Source organism: Amycolatopsis panacis (genome assembly GCF_003600245.1).
GTDB lineage: Bacteria > Actinomycetota > Actinomycetes > Mycobacteriales > Pseudonocardiaceae > Amycolatopsis > Amycolatopsis sulphurea.
In genome coordinates this window covers 108,439-124,514 of sequence record NZ_QZFV01000087.1, presented here as the reverse complement: position 1 = coordinate 124,514, position 16,076 = coordinate 108,439, and the positions used below count along the sequence as shown (strand labels likewise).

The window sequence follows — 16,076 nt, the reverse complement described above, 5'->3', positions numbered from 1 at the left end:
GCCATGAACGCACCGTGAGCCACGGAGGCAGTTCAGTGAGGGCAGCAGTGAGCGGCATGGCGGTAACCGAACCGGGCGCATTCCTCCAGAGCCGACGCACTCGGCCGTCGGAGCCAGAGCCGGCGGCCAGTGGCCGGCGCCGCGTTCCCGGTCTGCGACGCGAGGAGCAGGCGACCGTCGCCGGGGTCAGCCGGGATCGCTACCAACGAAATTGAACAAGGGCGCGCCAACCGCCCGGCCAGGTCATCGACGCCGTCGCCACCGCGCAGGCGGACGAGCTCGAAAACAACGTCACCGCCGAGCCCGCAACAGCGGCGAAGCCCGGCGAACTCACCTGACTATCCCGTACACCCGGTCGATCTCCACCGTGAGCACCAGCCGCCCGTCCGCCACCATGGCCTGCCGGTACTCGGCCCAGTCCGGGTGCTCACCTGCCAGCGCCCGGTACAGCTCGACGAGCGCGTCGACCGTCGGATCGTCCGGGGCGGCCGCGACCGGGGTCAGCACAGCCGTGCCCTCCGCCACCGCGTACGACCAGCCGTCCGGGCTGCTCACGTGGTAGCTGACCCGCGGGTCGCGGCGCATGTTCTTCGTCTTCGCCCGCGAGTCCGTGATGGACACCCGCAGGCGGCGGCTCTCCGGATCGAAGTGGTGGCTGACGGTGGACAGCTGCGGGCGGCCGTCGCGCTTGAGGGTCGCGAGGACTCCCTGCCTGCCAGAACCGATCAGGTCGTACAGCGCTGTGTCGTGGGTCATGCCAGGTTCAACCCGCCGGAGCCGGATCTGTTCCCGGGCAGCAGGGCAAGCCGGAGGAATCCGGCAAACCACCCTGCGTAAATGTGCTTGCACGTAACAACTAAAGTGTCCTCTGACACAACCACGCGTTCCACGCTTGCAGAATGTGCCGAACGGGCACACCCTTGCCCTAGGCAACTAGTTGCAGCCGCCAAGCAACGGTTCGTTCCACCGGCAGAAAGATCCGCCCATGGCACCGAACAGCTCCACCGTCCGGCCCAAGGCCGAACTCGACCTCGCCGACCAGCTCAGCAACGAGCTGGTCCGATTCGTGCGGTTGATCACCAAGGCGAAGGCGCAGGTCGCCAAGCAGGGTCCGGACGGCATCGAGCGGGCCGCCTACGCGATCCTCTTCTGCCTCATCCACGAGGGGCCGCAGCGCACCAGCAAGCTGGCCGAATTCCTGCATTCGGAGATCTCCACGATCAGCAGGCAGTCGAGCTCACTGGTGCAGCACGGACTGGTCGAGCGGCAGGCGGACCCGGAGGACGGCCGCGCCTGCCTGCTCGCCCCGACCGCCGAGGGCCTGCGGGTCTTCGACGAGAACCGCAAGCAACGCAACCTGTGGCTGGCCGACGTGCTCGGCGACTGGGCGCAGGAGGAACGCGAGACGCTCCGGAACCTGTTCGAGCGGCTCAACACCGGGATCGAGAACAACTTTCCACCGCCGTCCGACACCCCCGGGGTGTCTTCGGCCAAGGGGGCCTAGAACCACATGACGTCCACCGTCGAGAAACAACCTCAGCCGCAGGGGAGCACTCCGGCCGAGGACAGCGACACACCGCGGCTGACGCACCGCCAGATCATCACCATCATCAGCGGCCTGATGTGCGGCATGTTCCTCGCCGCGCTCGACCAGACGATCGTGGGTACCTCGATCGTCCGGATCGCCAACGACCTGCACGGCTTCGACCTGCAGGCGTGGGCCACGACCGCGTACCTGATCACCTCCACGATCGCCACGCCGATCTACGGCAAGCTCTCCGACATCTACGGCCGCAAGCCGTTCTACCTCGCCGCGATCGGCATCTTCGTGGCCGGTTCGCTCGCCTCGAGCTTCGCCACCTCGATGTACGAGCTGGCTGCCTTCCGCGCGGTGCAGGGGCTCGGCGCCGGTGGCCTGATGTCGCTGGCGATGACCATCATCGGCGACGTCGTACCGCCGCGGGAACGCCCGCGCTACCAGGGTTACTTCCTGGCCGTGTTCGGCATCTCGACGGTGCTCGGCCCGGTGCTCGGCGGGTTCTTCGCCGGGTTCGACGTCCTGGGCGGCCTGCACGGCTGGCGCTGGGTCTTCCTGATCAACGTGCCGATCGGCATCGTCGCGCTGTTCGTCGTCGCGAAGGTGCTGAATGTCCCGCACCAGCGCCACGATCACAAGATCGACTGGTGGGGCGCGCTCACCATGGTGGTCGCCGTGGTGCCGTTCCTGATCGTCGCCGAACAGGGCCAGAAGTGGGGCTGGGGCGACGTCAAGTCCATCTGGATGTACGCCATCGGCGGCGTCGGCGTCGTGTTGTTCATCGTGGTCGAGAAGCTGATGCGGGATGCAGCACTGATCCCGTTGCGGCTGTTCAAGAATTCCACCTTCACCGTGGCCATCGTCGGCGGCGTGATCGTGGGTGTGGCGATGTTCGGCGCGATCACCATGATTCCGCAGTACATGCAGGTGGTGCAGGGGTACACGCCGACCCAGTCGGGGCTGCTGATGCTGCCGCTGATGGCGGGCATCATGTCCAGCTCGATCATCTCCGGCCGGATCACCTCGAGGACCGGGCGCTACAAGATCTTCCCGGTGCTCGGCACGATTCTGATCGCCGCCGGTGCGCTCTTCTTCGCGCAGCTCAAGTACGACTCACCGCTGTGGCACCCACTGGTCGCCGCGCTGGTCATCGGCCTCGGTCTCGGCCAGTGCATGCAGACGCTGATCATCGCGGTGCAGAACGCCGGCCCGCGCAAGGACATGGGCGTGTCCACCGCTTCGGCCACGTTCTTCCGGCAGATCGGTGGTACCGCGGGCGTCGCGGTGTTCCTGACGATTCTGTTCAACGTGCTGCCCGGCAACATCACCAAGGCGTTCGGCGGGCACATGCCACCCGGCGCCGCCGGACAGGTGGGTGACCTGCAGAGCAACACCGGGATCATCCAGTCGCTGCCGGCGGCGGTGAAGACACCGGTCCTGATCGGCTTCACCGAGTCGATCACCACGGTGTTCTACGTGGCAGGCGGAGTGGCCCTGCTCGGCACCCTCGTACTGCTGTTCATGAAGGAAATCCCGCTGGCCGGCATGAACCCGGCCGCGGCCGCCGTCGAGGGCGGCGAAACGCTGCTGGACCTCGACGAGGACAAGGCACCGGCGGCGATCGCCGAGCCGGCCGCGGAGAAGCCCGGATCGCTGTTCGAAGAAACGCCGCGGGAACCGGTTCTCGTCGGCTCCGCGGCCAACCCCGGAGGGAGGCACGCCTTGGCCAACGGCCATGGTGACCCGCAAGCAGTGTCCGGCGCTCTGCCGATGCCGATCAGCAATTCGGCGGGCGGCGAGGCCGGCAGCGTCCCGATCACCGGGCACGTGCGCCGTCAGGACGGCAGCCACGTGAGCGGGGCGGCGCTGACGCTGATCGATCAGCAGGGCCGCCAGGTCGCGCGGGCGGTCGGCAACGGCGACGGCAGCTACTCGATCCCGACCCAGGGACCGGGCACCTACGTGCTGATCGTGGCCGCGCATGGGCACCAGCCGCAGGCCTCCAGCGTGGTGGTCGGTGGCGGACCGGCGAAGCTCGACGTCACGCTCACCGGCTCCGGCGAGCTGACCGGGGTGGTCCGCTCGGTCGGTTCCGCGGCGCCGCTGGCGAACGCCACGGTGACGCTGACCGACTCGCGCGGTGAGGTGAACGGCGCGTTCATCACCGCCGACGACGGCATCTACACCTTCACCGGGGTCGGTGCCGGGCAGTACACGCTGGTCGCCAGCGGCCCGCAGTTCCGTCCGGTCGCGGTCACGCTGACCGTGCCCGACAGCGGAGTGCTGCGTCACGACGTCGAACTGGCCGGGGCGGTGCTGCTGCAGGGTGTCGCCCGCACCGAGGGCGATCGGGTCGTGCCGGACGCGCGGATCACCGTGCTGGACGCGAACGGCAATGTCTCGGCGGTGGCCCGCACCGACAGTGAGGGCCGGTACGTGGTGAGCGATCTGCCGATCGGGTCCTACACCGTGGTGGCGAGCGGTTACCCGCCCGCGACCAGCCAGGTGACCCTCCGCGAGGGTGAAGCCGAGCACGACGTGCAGCTGAGCTACGACCAGGCGCTCGACGATCTGGTGGACCGCGCATGAGTGGCGGGCTGCGGGCACAGCTGCGCTCGAGCGGCGGCTGGCCGGTCGAGAACGCGGTGCTGACGGTCACCGACCTGAACGGCCGCCAGGTCGCGCGGGAAGCCACTGACGCGAAGGGGGCAGTGCACACCGACGCGCTGCCCCCGGGGATGTACACCGCGGTGATCACCGCACCGGGGTTCACGCCGTTGGCCCGCACCGTGCAGATCGGCTCGGACGGCGCCGGCCTCCTCGGCGACATCTCGCTGGCCCCGGTGGCCGAGGCGGTCGAGCTGCCGCCGGAGGGGCCGTGGACGATCGACCCGATGCATTCCTCCGTGGTGGCCACCGCCCGGCATATGGGCATCGCCAGCATCAAGGTCCGGTTCCCGGATGTCGGCGGGCGGATCGACGTCGCGCGCCCGGTGGAGCGCTCCGGCGTCCGCGCGGAAATCAAGGCGGGCAGCATCGAGAGCGGTATCCAGATGCGCGACGACCACCTGCGCTCGGCCGATTTCCTGGACGTGGAGGCGTATCCGCTGATCACGTTCGAGAGCTCCGGGCTTTCCCGGCGCGGCACCGACCGGTGGGCGCTGGGCGGGGTGCTGACCCTGCACGGCGAGGAACGGGAAGTGGAACTCGACCTGCGCTACACCGGGCACGGCCCGGACCCGTGGGGCGGGGTACGTGCCGCTTTCCATGCCGAAACGCAATTGCACCGCAATGATTTCGCGATCAACTACAGCGCGATGGTGCGAGCGGGCGTGGCCGCGATCGGCACGACCGTCAAGGTGGAGCTGGACATCGAGGCCGTGCAAGGCGAATCGCTGCCGCAGCTGTAGCGGGACGCACCGAACGGGCCGCCCGGGAACCATTCCGGGCGGCCCGTTCGTTTGTCCCGGGTGAACAGGTAGTTCACCAGTGGAATACCGAAAGTTACCGAAGGGCGGGAATTCGATGGTGTTGTCGTTCACCCCGATTCCGGGCACGTAGGCTCCTCGCGTGAATGTCGTGAGCGTCGAGGCCGCGGGCACCGGGCTGAGCTGGCTGGACACGGCCGGGCCGCTGCTCGTCTGGGTGATCGTGCTGGGCTTCGTGTTCGTCGAATGCGCGCTCATCATCGGGCTGTTCCTGCCCGGCGATTCACTGCTGTTCGGTGCGGGCGTGGTGCTCGCCCAGCACAACTCGGCCCTCGACGCCTGGCTGTTGTCCGCGGCCGCGTTGGTCGTCGCGGTGCTCGGCAACCAGGTCGGCTACTACATCGGCCGTGGTACCGGCACGCGGCTCATCGCCCGCCGCGGCGGGCGCATGCTCAACCGGGCGAATCTCGAACGCGCGCAAGAGTTTCTCGACCGCAGAGGGTTCTTCGCGATCGTGGCGGCGCGGTGGATCCCGTGGATCCGCACGCTCGCGCCGCTCGTCGCGGGTGCCGCGCGGATGGACTCGCGGCGGTTCATACTCGCCACCGCCGTCGGCGGCCTGCTCTGGGTGCCCACGCTGGTGCTGCTCGGCTACTACGGCGCCGGGCTGCTCGACGCGATTCCGTGGGTCAAGACGGCCGCGCTGTGGGTGAGTGTGGCGTTCTTCGTGTTCGGCACCGCCTACGGCGTGCTGCGCTACCGGCAGGAAATGCGCCGGCCGGTCGAGGAAACCGACGACGCACGCGCCTGAGTCCGGGCCGCCCCAAAGCTGTGAAGGGACCCTTCACAGCTCTTCGGCCGACGCGAGTCAGGAGTCCGGGTCGGACCAGATCTCCAGCTGGATGCCGTCCGGATCGCGGAAGACGATCACGCAGGATCCTTCGAACGTGCGGGATTCGGCAGGCGGGGTGTAGGCCACGCCGAACTCGGCCAGCCGCGCCTCCCATTCGGCCAGCTCGACCCGCGACGAGACGCAGAACGCGACGTGATCAAGGCCGGTGCGGCGTTCGTCGAAGGCCCGCCGCCCGGTGTCGGGATGCTGGACCAGCACCACGGAGAACCCGTCGCCCGCCGAGCGCAGCACCACCTTGATCAGCCCGGTCTCGGGGTATTCGCGCCGGTGGCTCTCTTCGAGATCGAGTACCCGGACGTACCACGGCACACTGCGGTCCACATCGGTCACGGTGAGCGCCAGATGGTGCACAGACGTGAGCTTGGGCATGACTTTCGAGGCCGTCCTTTCGCATCCCCTCCCCGTAGGGCGCACCAAGCGTGACACAGGCCGGCGTACACGACCGGTGAGGTGACGACATCCACCACGAATCGTGATAACCCCGTCTCTCCGGCCGGGACTCAGCGGCCGCCACCGACCTCCAGCACGGCACCGACGGTGTAGGACGCCGCGGGCGAGAGCAGCCACAGCACCGCTTCGGCGATTTCCGCAGGCTGTCCTGGGCGGCGCAACGGAATGGCCGGCGCGATCCGGGCGATCCGGTCCGGCAGCCCGGCCGCCTCGTGCAATCCCGTCTCGACCAGGCCCGGAGCGACCACGTTGACCCGGACACCCTCGTCGGCGACCTCCTGTGCGAGGCCGAAGCTGAGCGTGTTGACCGCGGCTTTCGACGCCGCGTAGTGCACCCACTCGCCGGCCGAGCCGGTGCGCGCGGCCGTCGACGACACGTTGACGATCGCGCCGCCCGCACCGCCGTGCTTGATCGACATCCGCCGGACTGCCTCTCGGCAGCACAGGAAAACCCCGCCGACGTTGACCTCCAGCACCCGACGCACAGTGTCGGCACGCTGCTCGTCGAGCCGCCCGGGGGTGTTGCCGGTAATCGCCGCGTTGTTCACCACGCCGACCAGCGGACCGAGCGCTTCCGCGGCCGTGAACAGGGCGCTGACCTGCTGTTCGTCGGCAACGTCCGCGCGCACCGCGAGGCCCGGCCCGCCGTGCGCGCGGACCCGTTCGGCGACGGCCTCGGCCGGGGCCGGATCGCCGGAGTAGTTCACCACGACGGCGTACCCGCGTTCGGCGGCCAGCTCGCAGATCTTCGCGCCGATCCCGCGGCTACCACCGGTGACCACGAGTACGCCGGTCGCGACCTCGCCGCCGGTCCGGGTCATAGCACGAAGTTTCGCAGGGGCAGGTTCTCCAGCACCAGGTCGGCACGGTCGGCCGTGTTCGCGATGAGATCGGCGTTGCGCTGGTCGGAGCCCAGCGCGCGCCGACGGGACTCGACCAGTGACCGGCCGTAACGACGGTGCCGGGAAACGAGCCGTTCGATCCGCTCCGGCTCGTCCGGCGCCAGGTACCAGGCCTCGGTGAGGTACTGCCGCACGCCGCTCCACGGATCGTCCGGCAGCAGCAGGTAGTTGCCCTCGGTGATGACCAGCTGGACCTCCGGCGCGACCCGGACCGCGCCGGCGATCGGCTCCTCGATTTCCCGGCGGAACTCCGGCGCGTAGACGGTCTCCTTGCCCTCTGCGAGCCGCCGGACGAGCTGCACGTACCCGGCCGCGTCGAAGGTGTCCGGCGCGCCCTTGCGCTCGATCCGGCCGAGCCGCCGCAGTTCCACCTGCGCCAGGTGGAACCCGTCCATGCCGACCACCGCCGCCCGTGAACCGAGCGCGTTGGCCAGCGCCCAGGCCAGCGTGGTCTTGCCGGACGCCGGTGCGCCGATGATGCCGAGCACGTGCCGTTCGCGTGGTTTGGCCAGCCCCTCGGCCCGCATAAGCAGGTGGTCGAAAGCCGTCATTGTTCTCCCTCTTCCGCATTTTTCGCGGTCCACAACCCGACCGCGCCAGTCCAGGACCGCGGACCGATATGCCGTACTCGTTCCGCAGCCACCGCGTTCGCCTCCCGGATCCAGCCGGGTACCGAACGCCCGAGCGTCGCCACGGCGTGTGCCAGTGCGCCGTGCCATACGTCGCCTGCCCCCAGCGTGTCCCGGGCTTCGGCCCGTGGCACGGCGACCTGCCCCGAATCTTCCTTGGTGCGCCAGCGCACCGGGTCCGGCCCGGCGGTGGTGATCACCACCGGAACCCCGCGTTCGGACAGCGTCGGACCGGGCGCGGAAAAACGCTGCGCGCACGCGGCCACGTCGACCAGCGGCAGCAGCTCGTCCAGCACGGGTTTCCAGCTGCCCGCGTCCAGGACCACCGGAATGTCACGGCGGCGCGCCTCGCGGGCGACGGCCAGCGCCAGCTCCGGGTGGTGCCCGTCCAGCAGCACAGCGCCCAGGTCGTCGAACAACCCGGGTTGCGCGGGAAGGGACAGAGGTTCGTCGGTTGCGGCGTTACGAGAGACAACCGTGCGCTCCCCGTCGCCGTCTCGGACGACGACGGCACTCACGGGCGGCGGCTCGGTCTTGCCTGGGGCTAGGTCGACCAAATCGACCCCGTACGCGGAGAGGTCGGCGTACGCGAGTGCGGCCAGCGGGTGGGCACCAAGCGCGGTCAGCAGGGTCGCCCCGGTACCGAGCGCGGCCACAGTCACCGCGGCGTTCGTCGCCGGCCCACCGGCCGCGACGTCCACCCGCAGCGACTGCACCTTCTCGCCCGGTTCCGGGAAAGCGGCGACCCGCTGGACCACGTCGACGGTGCACAGGCCCGCCAGCAGCACTCGCACGTCAGGTCAGCCCAGCGTGCGTGGTGGCCGCGACTTCGACCACCTCACCGTCTTCGGCCAGCTTCAGGGCACCTGTGAGCAGTCCGACCACCTGGTTCATGGAATGCGTCTTCGGCGACACCACGGCGACCCGTTTGCCGAGCCGGTGTACGTGGATCCGGTCCGCAATGTCGAACACGTGCGGCATGTTGTGGCTGATCAGCACCACCGGCAGGCCGCGATCGCGGATCCGGCCGATCAGCTCCAGCACCTTGGCCGACTCCGCGACCCCGAGCGCGGCGGTCGGCTCGTCCATGATCACCGCTTTGGTGCCGAACGCCGCGGCCCTGGCGACGGCGACGCCCTGGCGCTGGCCGCCGGAGAGCGTTTCGACCGGCTGCGAGATGGACTTGACCTGGATGCCGAGGTCGTCCAGGATCCGCTGCGCCTCGGCACGCATGGTCGCAGCGTCCAGCTTGCGCAGCCCGATGCCGAGCGGCCCGCGCAGCCGTTTCTCCCGGCCGAGGAACATGTTCGTGGCGATGTCCAGCGCGGGTGCCACGGCGAGATCCTGGTACACCGTCTCGATCCCGAAGTGCCGGGCGTCCAAAGGGGACTTGAAGTGCACGGTCCGGCCGTCCACTTTGATCTCCCCGGCATCCGGTACCACCGCCCCGGAAAGGGCTTTGATCAGGCTGGACTTGCCCGCGCCGTTGTCGCCGACCACGGCGAGCACCTCGCCGGGGTAGAGGTCGAAGTCGGCGCCGTCGATCGCGGTGACCCGGCCGTAGCGCTTCACCAGGCCGCGCGCGGACAGCGTGGGGTTCTCGGAAGTCATGACTGCTGCCTCCGTGCGATCCGGTCCACCACGACGGCGGCGATCAGCAGCGCACCGGTGGCGAGGTCCTGGTAGTTGCCGTCCACACCCATCTGCGTCAGCCCGGACCGCAGCACCGCCACGACCAGCGCGCCGAAGAGCGTGCCGAGTACCGAGCCCCGGCCGCCGAACAGGCTCGTGCCGCCCAGCACCACAGCGGTGATCGAGTCGAGGTTGCCGAGCTGGAACTGGTTCGGGTCGGCGTTCGGCGTGCGGCCGAGCGCCTGCCACGCGGCAATGCCGAAGCACAGCCCGGCGACCAGATACACCGAAAGCACCGTGCGGTTGACCTTGATCCCGGACAGCCGGGCCGATTCCGGCGCGTTGCCGACCGCGTAGACGTGCTTGCCCCACGCGGTTTTCGTCAGTGCGTACCAGACGACGAGGAACATGATCAGCGCGAGCGTCATGCCGTAGGTGATCGGGATGCCGCCGAACAGGTAGCGCTTGGTGCCGAGCCACTGCAGCAGCCCGTCGCTCACCGGCACCGCCTGCCCGCCCGCGATCAGCTTGGCCACCGCGGTCAGTCCGGTGAACGTGCCGAGCGTGATGATGAACGCGGGCAGCTTGACCCTGGTGGCCAGCGTGCCGATGAACAGGCCGACCAGGACGGTCAGCACGACCCCGGCGAGGAGCGCGACGAACCCGTTCGTGTCCGCCGCGGCGAGTTTCGCCATCACCAGCGTGGCCACGACCATCGACGAGGCGTTCGACAGGTCGATGCCCGCGATCAGGATGATCAGCGTCTGGCCGAGCGCCAGCGTGCCGACCACCAGCGACTGCTGGACCACTGTGGACAGATTGTCCAGGTCGAAAAAGGTGTCCGTGGAAAGGGAAAACACCACGACGGCGGCCACCAGCGCGAGCGCCGGGCCGACCGCGGGGGCGCGCAGCAGGAACTCACCGGGCGATTCCCGTTCCCGGATGCTGTTCACGGTGGTCATGCCGCCTCCGCGGAAAGAAATACGTCGGCGGTGGTCACTTGGTGCCTCCCCAGCAGTTCTCCAGACCCCAAGCGGTGTCCTTGCTGGGCACACCCGGCATCGGCTTGTCGGTGATCGTGGTCGAGCCGGTGTTCACGAACCCGGTCGGCTTCTTCCCGGTCCTGGCGTAGTCGACCGCGGCGAGTACGCCCTGTTCGGCCATCTTCCGCGGGAACTGCATCACGGTGACCGCCAACCGGCCGTCATGCACGTTCTGCACACCCTCACAACCGCCGTCGATCGAACCGATCACGAGCTGACCGGTGAGCCCACGGGCCTTGAGCGCGGCATTGGCACCGCGGCCCATCGGCTCGTTCATCGAATACACCGCGTTGAGATCGGTGGTGCGCTGCAGCAGGTTCTCCATGCCCTGCTGGGCGAGGCTCTGGTCACCGTTGGCGTTTGTACGCCCCTTGATCTCCGGTGCGCCGTCCTTGAGCCCGATGCCCTTGAGGAACCCGCCGTGCCGCTGGGTATCCACGGAGGCGCCCGCGGTGCCGTCGACCATCAGCAGCTTCGGATCGGCACCGGCCAGCGCCGCCCTGACGTACGCGCCCTGCTGCTCGCCGGCGGCGAAGTTGTCCGTGGCGAAGGTGGCATCGACCGCGTCGGGCGGATCGGTGGCCGTGTCCAGCGCGATCACCAGGACCCCGGCGTCGCGGGCGTCCTTGATCGCCTTGAGCACCCCGGTGGACGAACTGGGCGTGATCAGGATGGTGTTCACGCCCTGCTGCATCAGGTTCTCGATGGCCCGGACCTGGCCGTCGTTGTCGCCGTCGAACTGACCGGCCAGCGCGCTGAACTCGGCGCCGTTCGCCTTCGCCGCCGCGGCTGCCGAATTGCGCAACTCGACGAAGTATGGGTTGGTGTCGGTCTTGGTGACCAGGCCGACCTTGGCCTGGCCGCTGCCTGCCTTGGCGCTGCTGCCGCCCCAGTGACGCTCGGCCGTGCAGCCGACGCCGGCGACCGCGACAGCGGCCGCCAGTGCGAGCGCGGTGAGACCCCGCTGCCTCATGAAGGTTGGCCCTCCGGATCGAGGTGCGAACTTGCCGATGGACCGGAAGGTAGACAAGACTCGGGCCGCGACGCAAGCGTTTGCGCAAACGCTTGCCCGTCTCTGGGGAAAAGATAGAAAGGATTGACATGCCACGACCGCGTTCGGCACGGCCGACTCAGCGGGACATCGCGGAGATGGCCGGGGTGTCCATCACGACGGTTTCGCATGTCGTCAACGGCACCCGCGCGGTCGCCGAGAGCACGAAGGCCGCCGTGCTGAGCGCGATCGAGTCGACCGGCTACACCGGCGACGCCATCGCGCGTTCACTGGTCACCGGGGGCACCCGGTCGATCGGCATGGCCGTCTCGCTGGTGGCGAACCCCTACTTCGCCGGGCTCATGCAGGCGATCGAGGGGGAGGCCTCGGCGAACGGCTACACCGTGCTGCTGGCGGACACCCACGACACGGCGGCCACCGAACGCGAGGTGATCCGGGCGTTGCGCTCCCGCCGGGTGGACGGGCTGCTGATGACCCCCGCGGCCGGCACCGGCCCGCTGATCGGCGAACTCGTGTCGCTGGACGTGCCGATCGTGCTGATCGACCGGCTCACCACCCGTACCGACGTGGATCAGGTCGGCGCGGAGAGCATCCAGGCGACCTCGGCGCTGACCGCGCACCTGGCGTCGCTGGGGCACCGCCGGATCGGCATGATCTCCGGCGCCCCCGGCCTGACCACCAGCGACGAACGGGTGCTGGGCTATCGGCTCGGCCTCGGCCGGGCCGGCCTGCCCTGGAACCCGGAACTGGTCGCCTGCGGCCAGTCCTCCCGCGACGGCGGCAGCCTGGCCCTGAGCACCCTGCTCGCCCTGCCGGAACCGCCGACCGCGCTGGTGGTCGGGAACGACAGCATGATGGTCGGCACCCTGCACGAAGCCCGCCGCCGTGGCCTGCGCCTCGGCGTGGACCTGGCGGTCGTGGTCTACGACGACGTGGAGTGGGCGGAGTTCGTGGACCCGCCGCTGACCACCATGGCCCAGCCGATCGAGGCGATCGGACGGCGCGCCGTCCAGCTGCTGATGGCCCGTCTCGCCGACCCGGCCCGACCGGCGGAAACGGTGCGGCTGCCGCCGACACTGCGGCATCGGGAGTCATGCGGCTGCCCGGCGCCGGAGTGACCCGACGAACAGCTTCGCCACCACGCACACGCTAGGTTGCTTTGCGGCCAGGAAATTCACTCACTTCGGTGATTCTGCGGACTTGATGGCCTCGGATACCCGTCCAGACGGGAAAGGCGGATACGGACTGGCTAGCCTTGGGTAAGAACGAGGACGAGGGCCTGGATGATGACCGCTCTGGCGCCGGTGGCTCCGGCCTGGGACCCGCCGGTCACGTACCGGTTCGGGGTCGCTCTGGGGCGCCATGCCAACCCCTACAACGATCGGCTGTTGCGCGCCATTCGCGGTGCCGCGGCGCGCGCGGGGTGCGATCTGCTGCTGGCCGACACCGCCGATTCGGTGCGCGAGGAGGCCGCCGTCGTGCGGGCGTTGCGGGCCGATCGGGTGGACGGGGTGCTGCTGGTTCCGGCGCCGGGTGATGATGCGGTGGTCAACGGGCTCGTGCGGATGGGCGTGCCGACCGTGCTGGTGGACCGGATCGCCGGGCGCAACGACGTGGACCAGGTCGGTTCCGAGAACATTCAGGCCACCGCCACGCTCGTCGAGCACCTCGCCGAGCGGCGGCACCGGCGGATCGCGCTGATCACCGGCGAGGCCGGTGCCACGGTGACCGAGGAACGCACCCTCGGCTACCGGCTCGGCCTGGAGCGGGCAGGCTTGCGCTACAACCCGGACCTGGTCACCTCCGGCATGTCCTCGGCGGGCGGCGCCGCCCGCGCCACCGCGGCGCTGCTGGAAGGCTGGCCCTCGCCCACCGCGATCGTGGTGGCCGGCGAGTCGATGCTGATCGGCGCCCAGTGGGAGGCACACCGCCGCGGCATCCGCATCGGGGCGGAACTCGCCATGGTCGGCTACGGCGACATGGACTGGGCCCGAACGGTCTCCCCCGGCGTCACCACGATGGCCCAGCCGATCTCGGAAATGGGCCGCCGCGCGATCCAGCTGCTCGTCGAACGCTGCAAGGAACCGGAGCGCCGGCCGGAAGCGGTCCGGCTGGCTCCGCGGTTCCTGCATCGTGCTTCCTGCGGCTGCTGAGGGTTTGTCCTCCGGCACGGTGGCGGTTCCAGCGGTCTGCTGCCGCCCTGCAGTCCGTGAAGGGTCCCTTCACGGACCCAGAGGCTGTGAAGGGACCCTTCACGGCGCCTCCGGTGACAAGTGGCAGGCCGGCGGCAGGCACTGCGGGCGAGTCAGGCCTCAGCGCAACGTGGCCGCGGCCTCCAGCAGCATCCACGCTCCAGTTTGGACGGACAAATCCCGTTCCGGCACAGCACCAAGCGGCAACGGCGGCACAGGACGTGACCATTCCGCACTGAACAGCGGGCCACCGGGCACAGCCACCGCACCCTGCCAGCACGCATCCGCCGAGGCGAGCACAATCCGGCGCGCAAGGCCGGACTCCGGATCGGGCAGCTGGGGGACAGCGAGGGCCAAGTACCGAGCCAGGATCGCGGCGAACAGCCCACCATCCCCGCCACCCTGGCCGAGCAGCACACCGTCCGGGGCAAGATGGGCGGATACGGCGCGGACGGTGCGGGCGGCACTATCCATTTCGGACTGTTCAAGGCACGCGCCGAGGTAAACCCCTTGACAGTAGGTGTAGATGTTCTTCACCAGCTCGCCGGAATCCGCCCGGATACCATCCCAGACCAGCCCGGTGTCCGGGTCCACGAGTGTCGCGGTGAGCCACAGTGTCAGCGCGCGGGCGCGGGTCGCATCACCTTGCCGGGCGTGGAAGATCGCCGCGGGGCCGTTCGAGGGAGCGTTCTTGAACCGATCTCCGCGCCGCCACCAGATGCCGCCGCCGAGATCGCCGGTCCAGCCCTCGTGCAGGCGGGCGTCGATCGCGGTCAGTGCATCGTCCACTGTGGATAGTTTCAGGGCGCGGACTCGTTGCAGGGCAAGGCCGAGCCAGGCGACGTCGTCGTAATATTCGTTCACCCAGGTGCCGAAGTTGCGCCGGTGCACGGATCGGACGAACCGGTCGATCACCTGAGCCCGGCCTGGGACGGGGGCTCGTAGTTGCGCATCCACCAGGCAGTCCAGCAGATGTGCTTGCCACCAGTAGTTCCAGTGCCAGTGCAGCCGCTGCCCGAAGCTGGGCGGCCAGCCGCTTCGGCCGAGCGCCGTACCCGGCATCGCCCACACCCGGCGGAGGTGCCGGGTACGCACCGCATGTTCGGCGGCCGCCGCTCGGGCGGCGGGGTCGGAGGTGTCCACCCCACCGATTCTGCCCCCGTACCGCCGGGGATCGGTAGATTCACCAAGCTTGTGACAGGTCCGCGTGCCGGCGGATCCAGGAGTGCATCACGATTCCGGCGGCCACCCCGGCGTTGATCGAGCGCGTGGTGCCGAACTGCGCGATCGACACCACCTGCACGGCGCTCGCCTGCGCGGCCTCGGACAGCCCCGGCCCCTCCTGCCCGAACAGCAGCACGCACGCACGCGGCAACTCGGCCGTTTCGAGCGGTTCGGCACCGGGGGTGTTGTCGACCGCGACCACGGACAACCCGGCTCCCGCGGCGAATTCCAGCAGGCCCGCGACGTCCTCGTGATGGCGTAAGTGCTGGTAGCGGTCGGTGACCATGGCGCCGCGCCGGTTCCAGCGGCGACGACCGACGATGTGCACCTCGGCCGCGGCGAAGGCGTTCGCCGTGCGGACGACAGTGCCGATGTTGTGATCGTGCTGGAAATTCTCGATCGCCACGTGGAACGGATGCCGCCGGGTGTCCACGTCGGACACGATGGCCTCACGACGCCAGTACCGGTAGGCATCGACCACGTTGCGGCGGTCGCCACCGGCCAGCAGCTCGGGGTCGTAGCGCGGGTCCTGCGGCCAGTCACCCGGCCACGGCCCGACACCCACCTCCTCGCGGGCACCCCATTCGGTCGGTCCGGGCTCGTGCGGTTCCGTCGTCACGGACGACGATTCTCGCTCACCCGACGCGCAGCTCGTGCGCCGGAGTGCCCTGGTCGCGGTGGCGCCAGCGGTGATAGGCGCCGACGTAGGAGAACACCAGCAGGCCGATCGCCACGAAGATCACCGCGGGCAGCGCGGAACGCGGGATCACCGTGCCGTAGAGGTAGTAGGCGTTGAATCCGCCGGGCAGATCGCCGAGCCCCTGCTGATGCCGGAAGAAGTCCTCCAGCGCGGTGAGCGGGCAAGCCAGCGGTGTGACGTTCACCAGCACGCCCCAGACCGCGAAGAACACGTGCACGAACACGACCTTCGGCCAGCGCCAGGCAAGGAATCCGCCTAGGCCGATGAACAGCAGCGCGAGGATGTGCACAGCCACCGTCACATCCGCCAGCACGTGCGCGACCGTAACGTTCACGGCCACCTCCTCCCGGTCCCCACCAGCGACGTTACTCCGGATCAGCGACACCGCCGAGGGAAAATCAGGGAGGTGGTGTG

At 69.3% G+C, this 16,076-nt stretch carries 17 protein-coding genes; 6 read left to right on the top strand and 11 right to left on the bottom strand.

All coding sequences use genetic code 11. From position 1 onward, the window contains the following. Window positions 1-330: 330 nt before the first annotated feature. Window positions 331-756 carry a PPOX class F420-dependent oxidoreductase gene (locus D5S19_RS17320; RefSeq protein ID WP_120024370.1) on the bottom strand — a complete coding sequence of 142 codons (426 nt, stop codon included), beginning with the start codon at window positions 754-756 and terminating at the stop codon, window positions 331-333. A 229-nt stretch (window positions 757-985) separates the two neighbouring features. Between D5S19_RS17320 and D5S19_RS17315 the strand changes: the two genes are divergently transcribed. The 4 genes from D5S19_RS17315 to D5S19_RS17300 all read left to right on the top strand — a co-directional run bounded on the left by D5S19_RS17315 (window position 986) and on the right by D5S19_RS17300 (window position 5,776). After that, window positions 986-1,504, top strand: a complete 519-nt coding sequence (locus D5S19_RS17315; RefSeq protein WP_120024369.1) for a MarR family winged helix-turn-helix transcriptional regulator — start codon at window positions 986-988, stop codon at window positions 1,502-1,504. Between the two features lie 6 nt (window positions 1,505-1,510). Continuing rightward, a complete protein-coding gene (locus D5S19_RS17310; protein WP_120024368.1) occupies window positions 1,511-4,126 on the top strand; it encodes an MFS transporter in 2,616 nt (871 codons plus the stop codon). Then, window positions 4,123-4,947 (top strand): YceI family protein, encoded by an 825-nt coding sequence (locus D5S19_RS17305; RefSeq protein WP_120024367.1) that lies wholly within the window; start codon window positions 4,123-4,125, stop codon window positions 4,945-4,947. The genes D5S19_RS17310 and D5S19_RS17305 overlap by 4 nt, the downstream gene beginning before the upstream one ends. Window positions 4,948-5,107: 160 nt before the next feature. Then, window positions 5,108-5,776 (top strand): DedA family protein, encoded by a 669-nt coding sequence (locus D5S19_RS17300; RefSeq protein WP_120024366.1) that lies wholly within the window; start codon window positions 5,108-5,110, stop codon window positions 5,774-5,776. 57 nt (window positions 5,777-5,833) lie between these two features. Here D5S19_RS17300 and D5S19_RS17295 read toward each other — a convergent pair whose 3' ends face one another. The 7 genes from D5S19_RS17295 to D5S19_RS17265 form a co-directional block, all read right to left on the bottom strand. Further along, complete coding sequence (locus D5S19_RS17295; RefSeq protein ID WP_120024365.1) at window positions 5,834-6,247, bottom strand: VOC family protein; 414 nt, start codon at window positions 6,245-6,247, stop codon at window positions 5,834-5,836. Between the two features lie 131 nt (window positions 6,248-6,378). Further along, a complete protein-coding gene (locus tag D5S19_RS17290) occupies window positions 6,379-7,149 on the bottom strand; it encodes an SDR family oxidoreductase (RefSeq protein ID WP_120024364.1) in 771 nt (256 codons plus the stop codon). Next, the gene (locus D5S19_RS17285; RefSeq protein WP_098512578.1) at window positions 7,146-7,781 is read right to left on the bottom strand and encodes a nucleoside/nucleotide kinase family protein; all 636 of its coding nucleotides are present in this window, start codon (window positions 7,779-7,781) and stop codon (window positions 7,146-7,148) included. Before D5S19_RS17285 ends, D5S19_RS17290 begins: the two co-directional genes overlap by 4 nt. Then, on the bottom strand, window positions 7,778-8,647 hold the full coding sequence (locus D5S19_RS17280) for a PfkB family carbohydrate kinase (RefSeq protein WP_120024449.1): 870 nt from the start codon (window positions 8,645-8,647) through the stop codon (window positions 7,778-7,780). Before D5S19_RS17280 ends, D5S19_RS17285 begins: the two co-directional genes overlap by 4 nt. A 7-nt stretch (window positions 8,648-8,654) precedes the next feature. After that, window positions 8,655-9,470 carry an ATP-binding cassette domain-containing protein gene (locus tag D5S19_RS17275; RefSeq protein ID WP_120024363.1) on the bottom strand — a complete coding sequence of 272 codons (816 nt, stop codon included), beginning with the start codon at window positions 9,468-9,470 and terminating at the stop codon, window positions 8,655-8,657. Further along, window positions 9,467-10,453, bottom strand: coding sequence for an ABC transporter permease (locus tag D5S19_RS17270; protein ID WP_120024362.1), 987 nt, complete (start codon window positions 10,451-10,453; stop codon window positions 9,467-9,469). Before D5S19_RS17270 ends, D5S19_RS17275 begins: the two co-directional genes overlap by 4 nt. Before the next feature lie 34 nt (window positions 10,454-10,487). Next, entirely contained in the window at window positions 10,488-11,507 is a 1,020-nt protein-coding gene (locus D5S19_RS17265; protein WP_120024361.1) for a substrate-binding domain-containing protein, read from the bottom strand. A 128-nt stretch (window positions 11,508-11,635) separates the two neighbouring features. Here D5S19_RS17265 and D5S19_RS17260 point away from each other — a divergent pair, with 128 nt between their 5' ends. Beyond that, the gene (locus D5S19_RS17260) at window positions 11,636-12,664 is read left to right on the top strand and encodes a LacI family DNA-binding transcriptional regulator (protein ID WP_120024360.1); all 1,029 of its coding nucleotides are present in this window, start codon (window positions 11,636-11,638) and stop codon (window positions 12,662-12,664) included. A gap of 168 nt (window positions 12,665-12,832) precedes the next feature. Next, complete coding sequence (locus D5S19_RS17255; protein WP_120024448.1) at window positions 12,833-13,699, top strand: LacI family DNA-binding transcriptional regulator; 867 nt, start codon at window positions 12,833-12,835, stop codon at window positions 13,697-13,699. Window positions 13,700-13,858: 159 nt separating this feature from the next. On the opposite strand, the gene D5S19_RS17250 is transcribed toward D5S19_RS17255, so the two are convergent. The 3 genes from D5S19_RS17250 to D5S19_RS17240 form a co-directional block, all read right to left on the bottom strand. Next, window positions 13,859-14,800: a glycoside hydrolase family 76 protein gene (locus D5S19_RS17250; protein ID WP_120024447.1), complete on the bottom strand. Its 942-nt coding sequence runs from the start codon at window positions 14,798-14,800 to the stop codon at window positions 13,859-13,861. A 121-nt stretch (window positions 14,801-14,921) separates the two neighbouring features. Next, complete coding sequence (locus D5S19_RS17245; protein WP_120024359.1) at window positions 14,922-15,581, bottom strand: TrmH family RNA methyltransferase; 660 nt, start codon at window positions 15,579-15,581, stop codon at window positions 14,922-14,924. A gap of 16 nt (window positions 15,582-15,597) precedes the next feature. Further along, the gene (locus tag D5S19_RS17240) at window positions 15,598-15,996 is read right to left on the bottom strand and encodes a DUF2784 domain-containing protein (protein WP_120024446.1); all 399 of its coding nucleotides are present in this window, start codon (window positions 15,994-15,996) and stop codon (window positions 15,598-15,600) included. Between the last annotated feature and the right edge of the window lie 80 nt (window positions 15,997-16,076).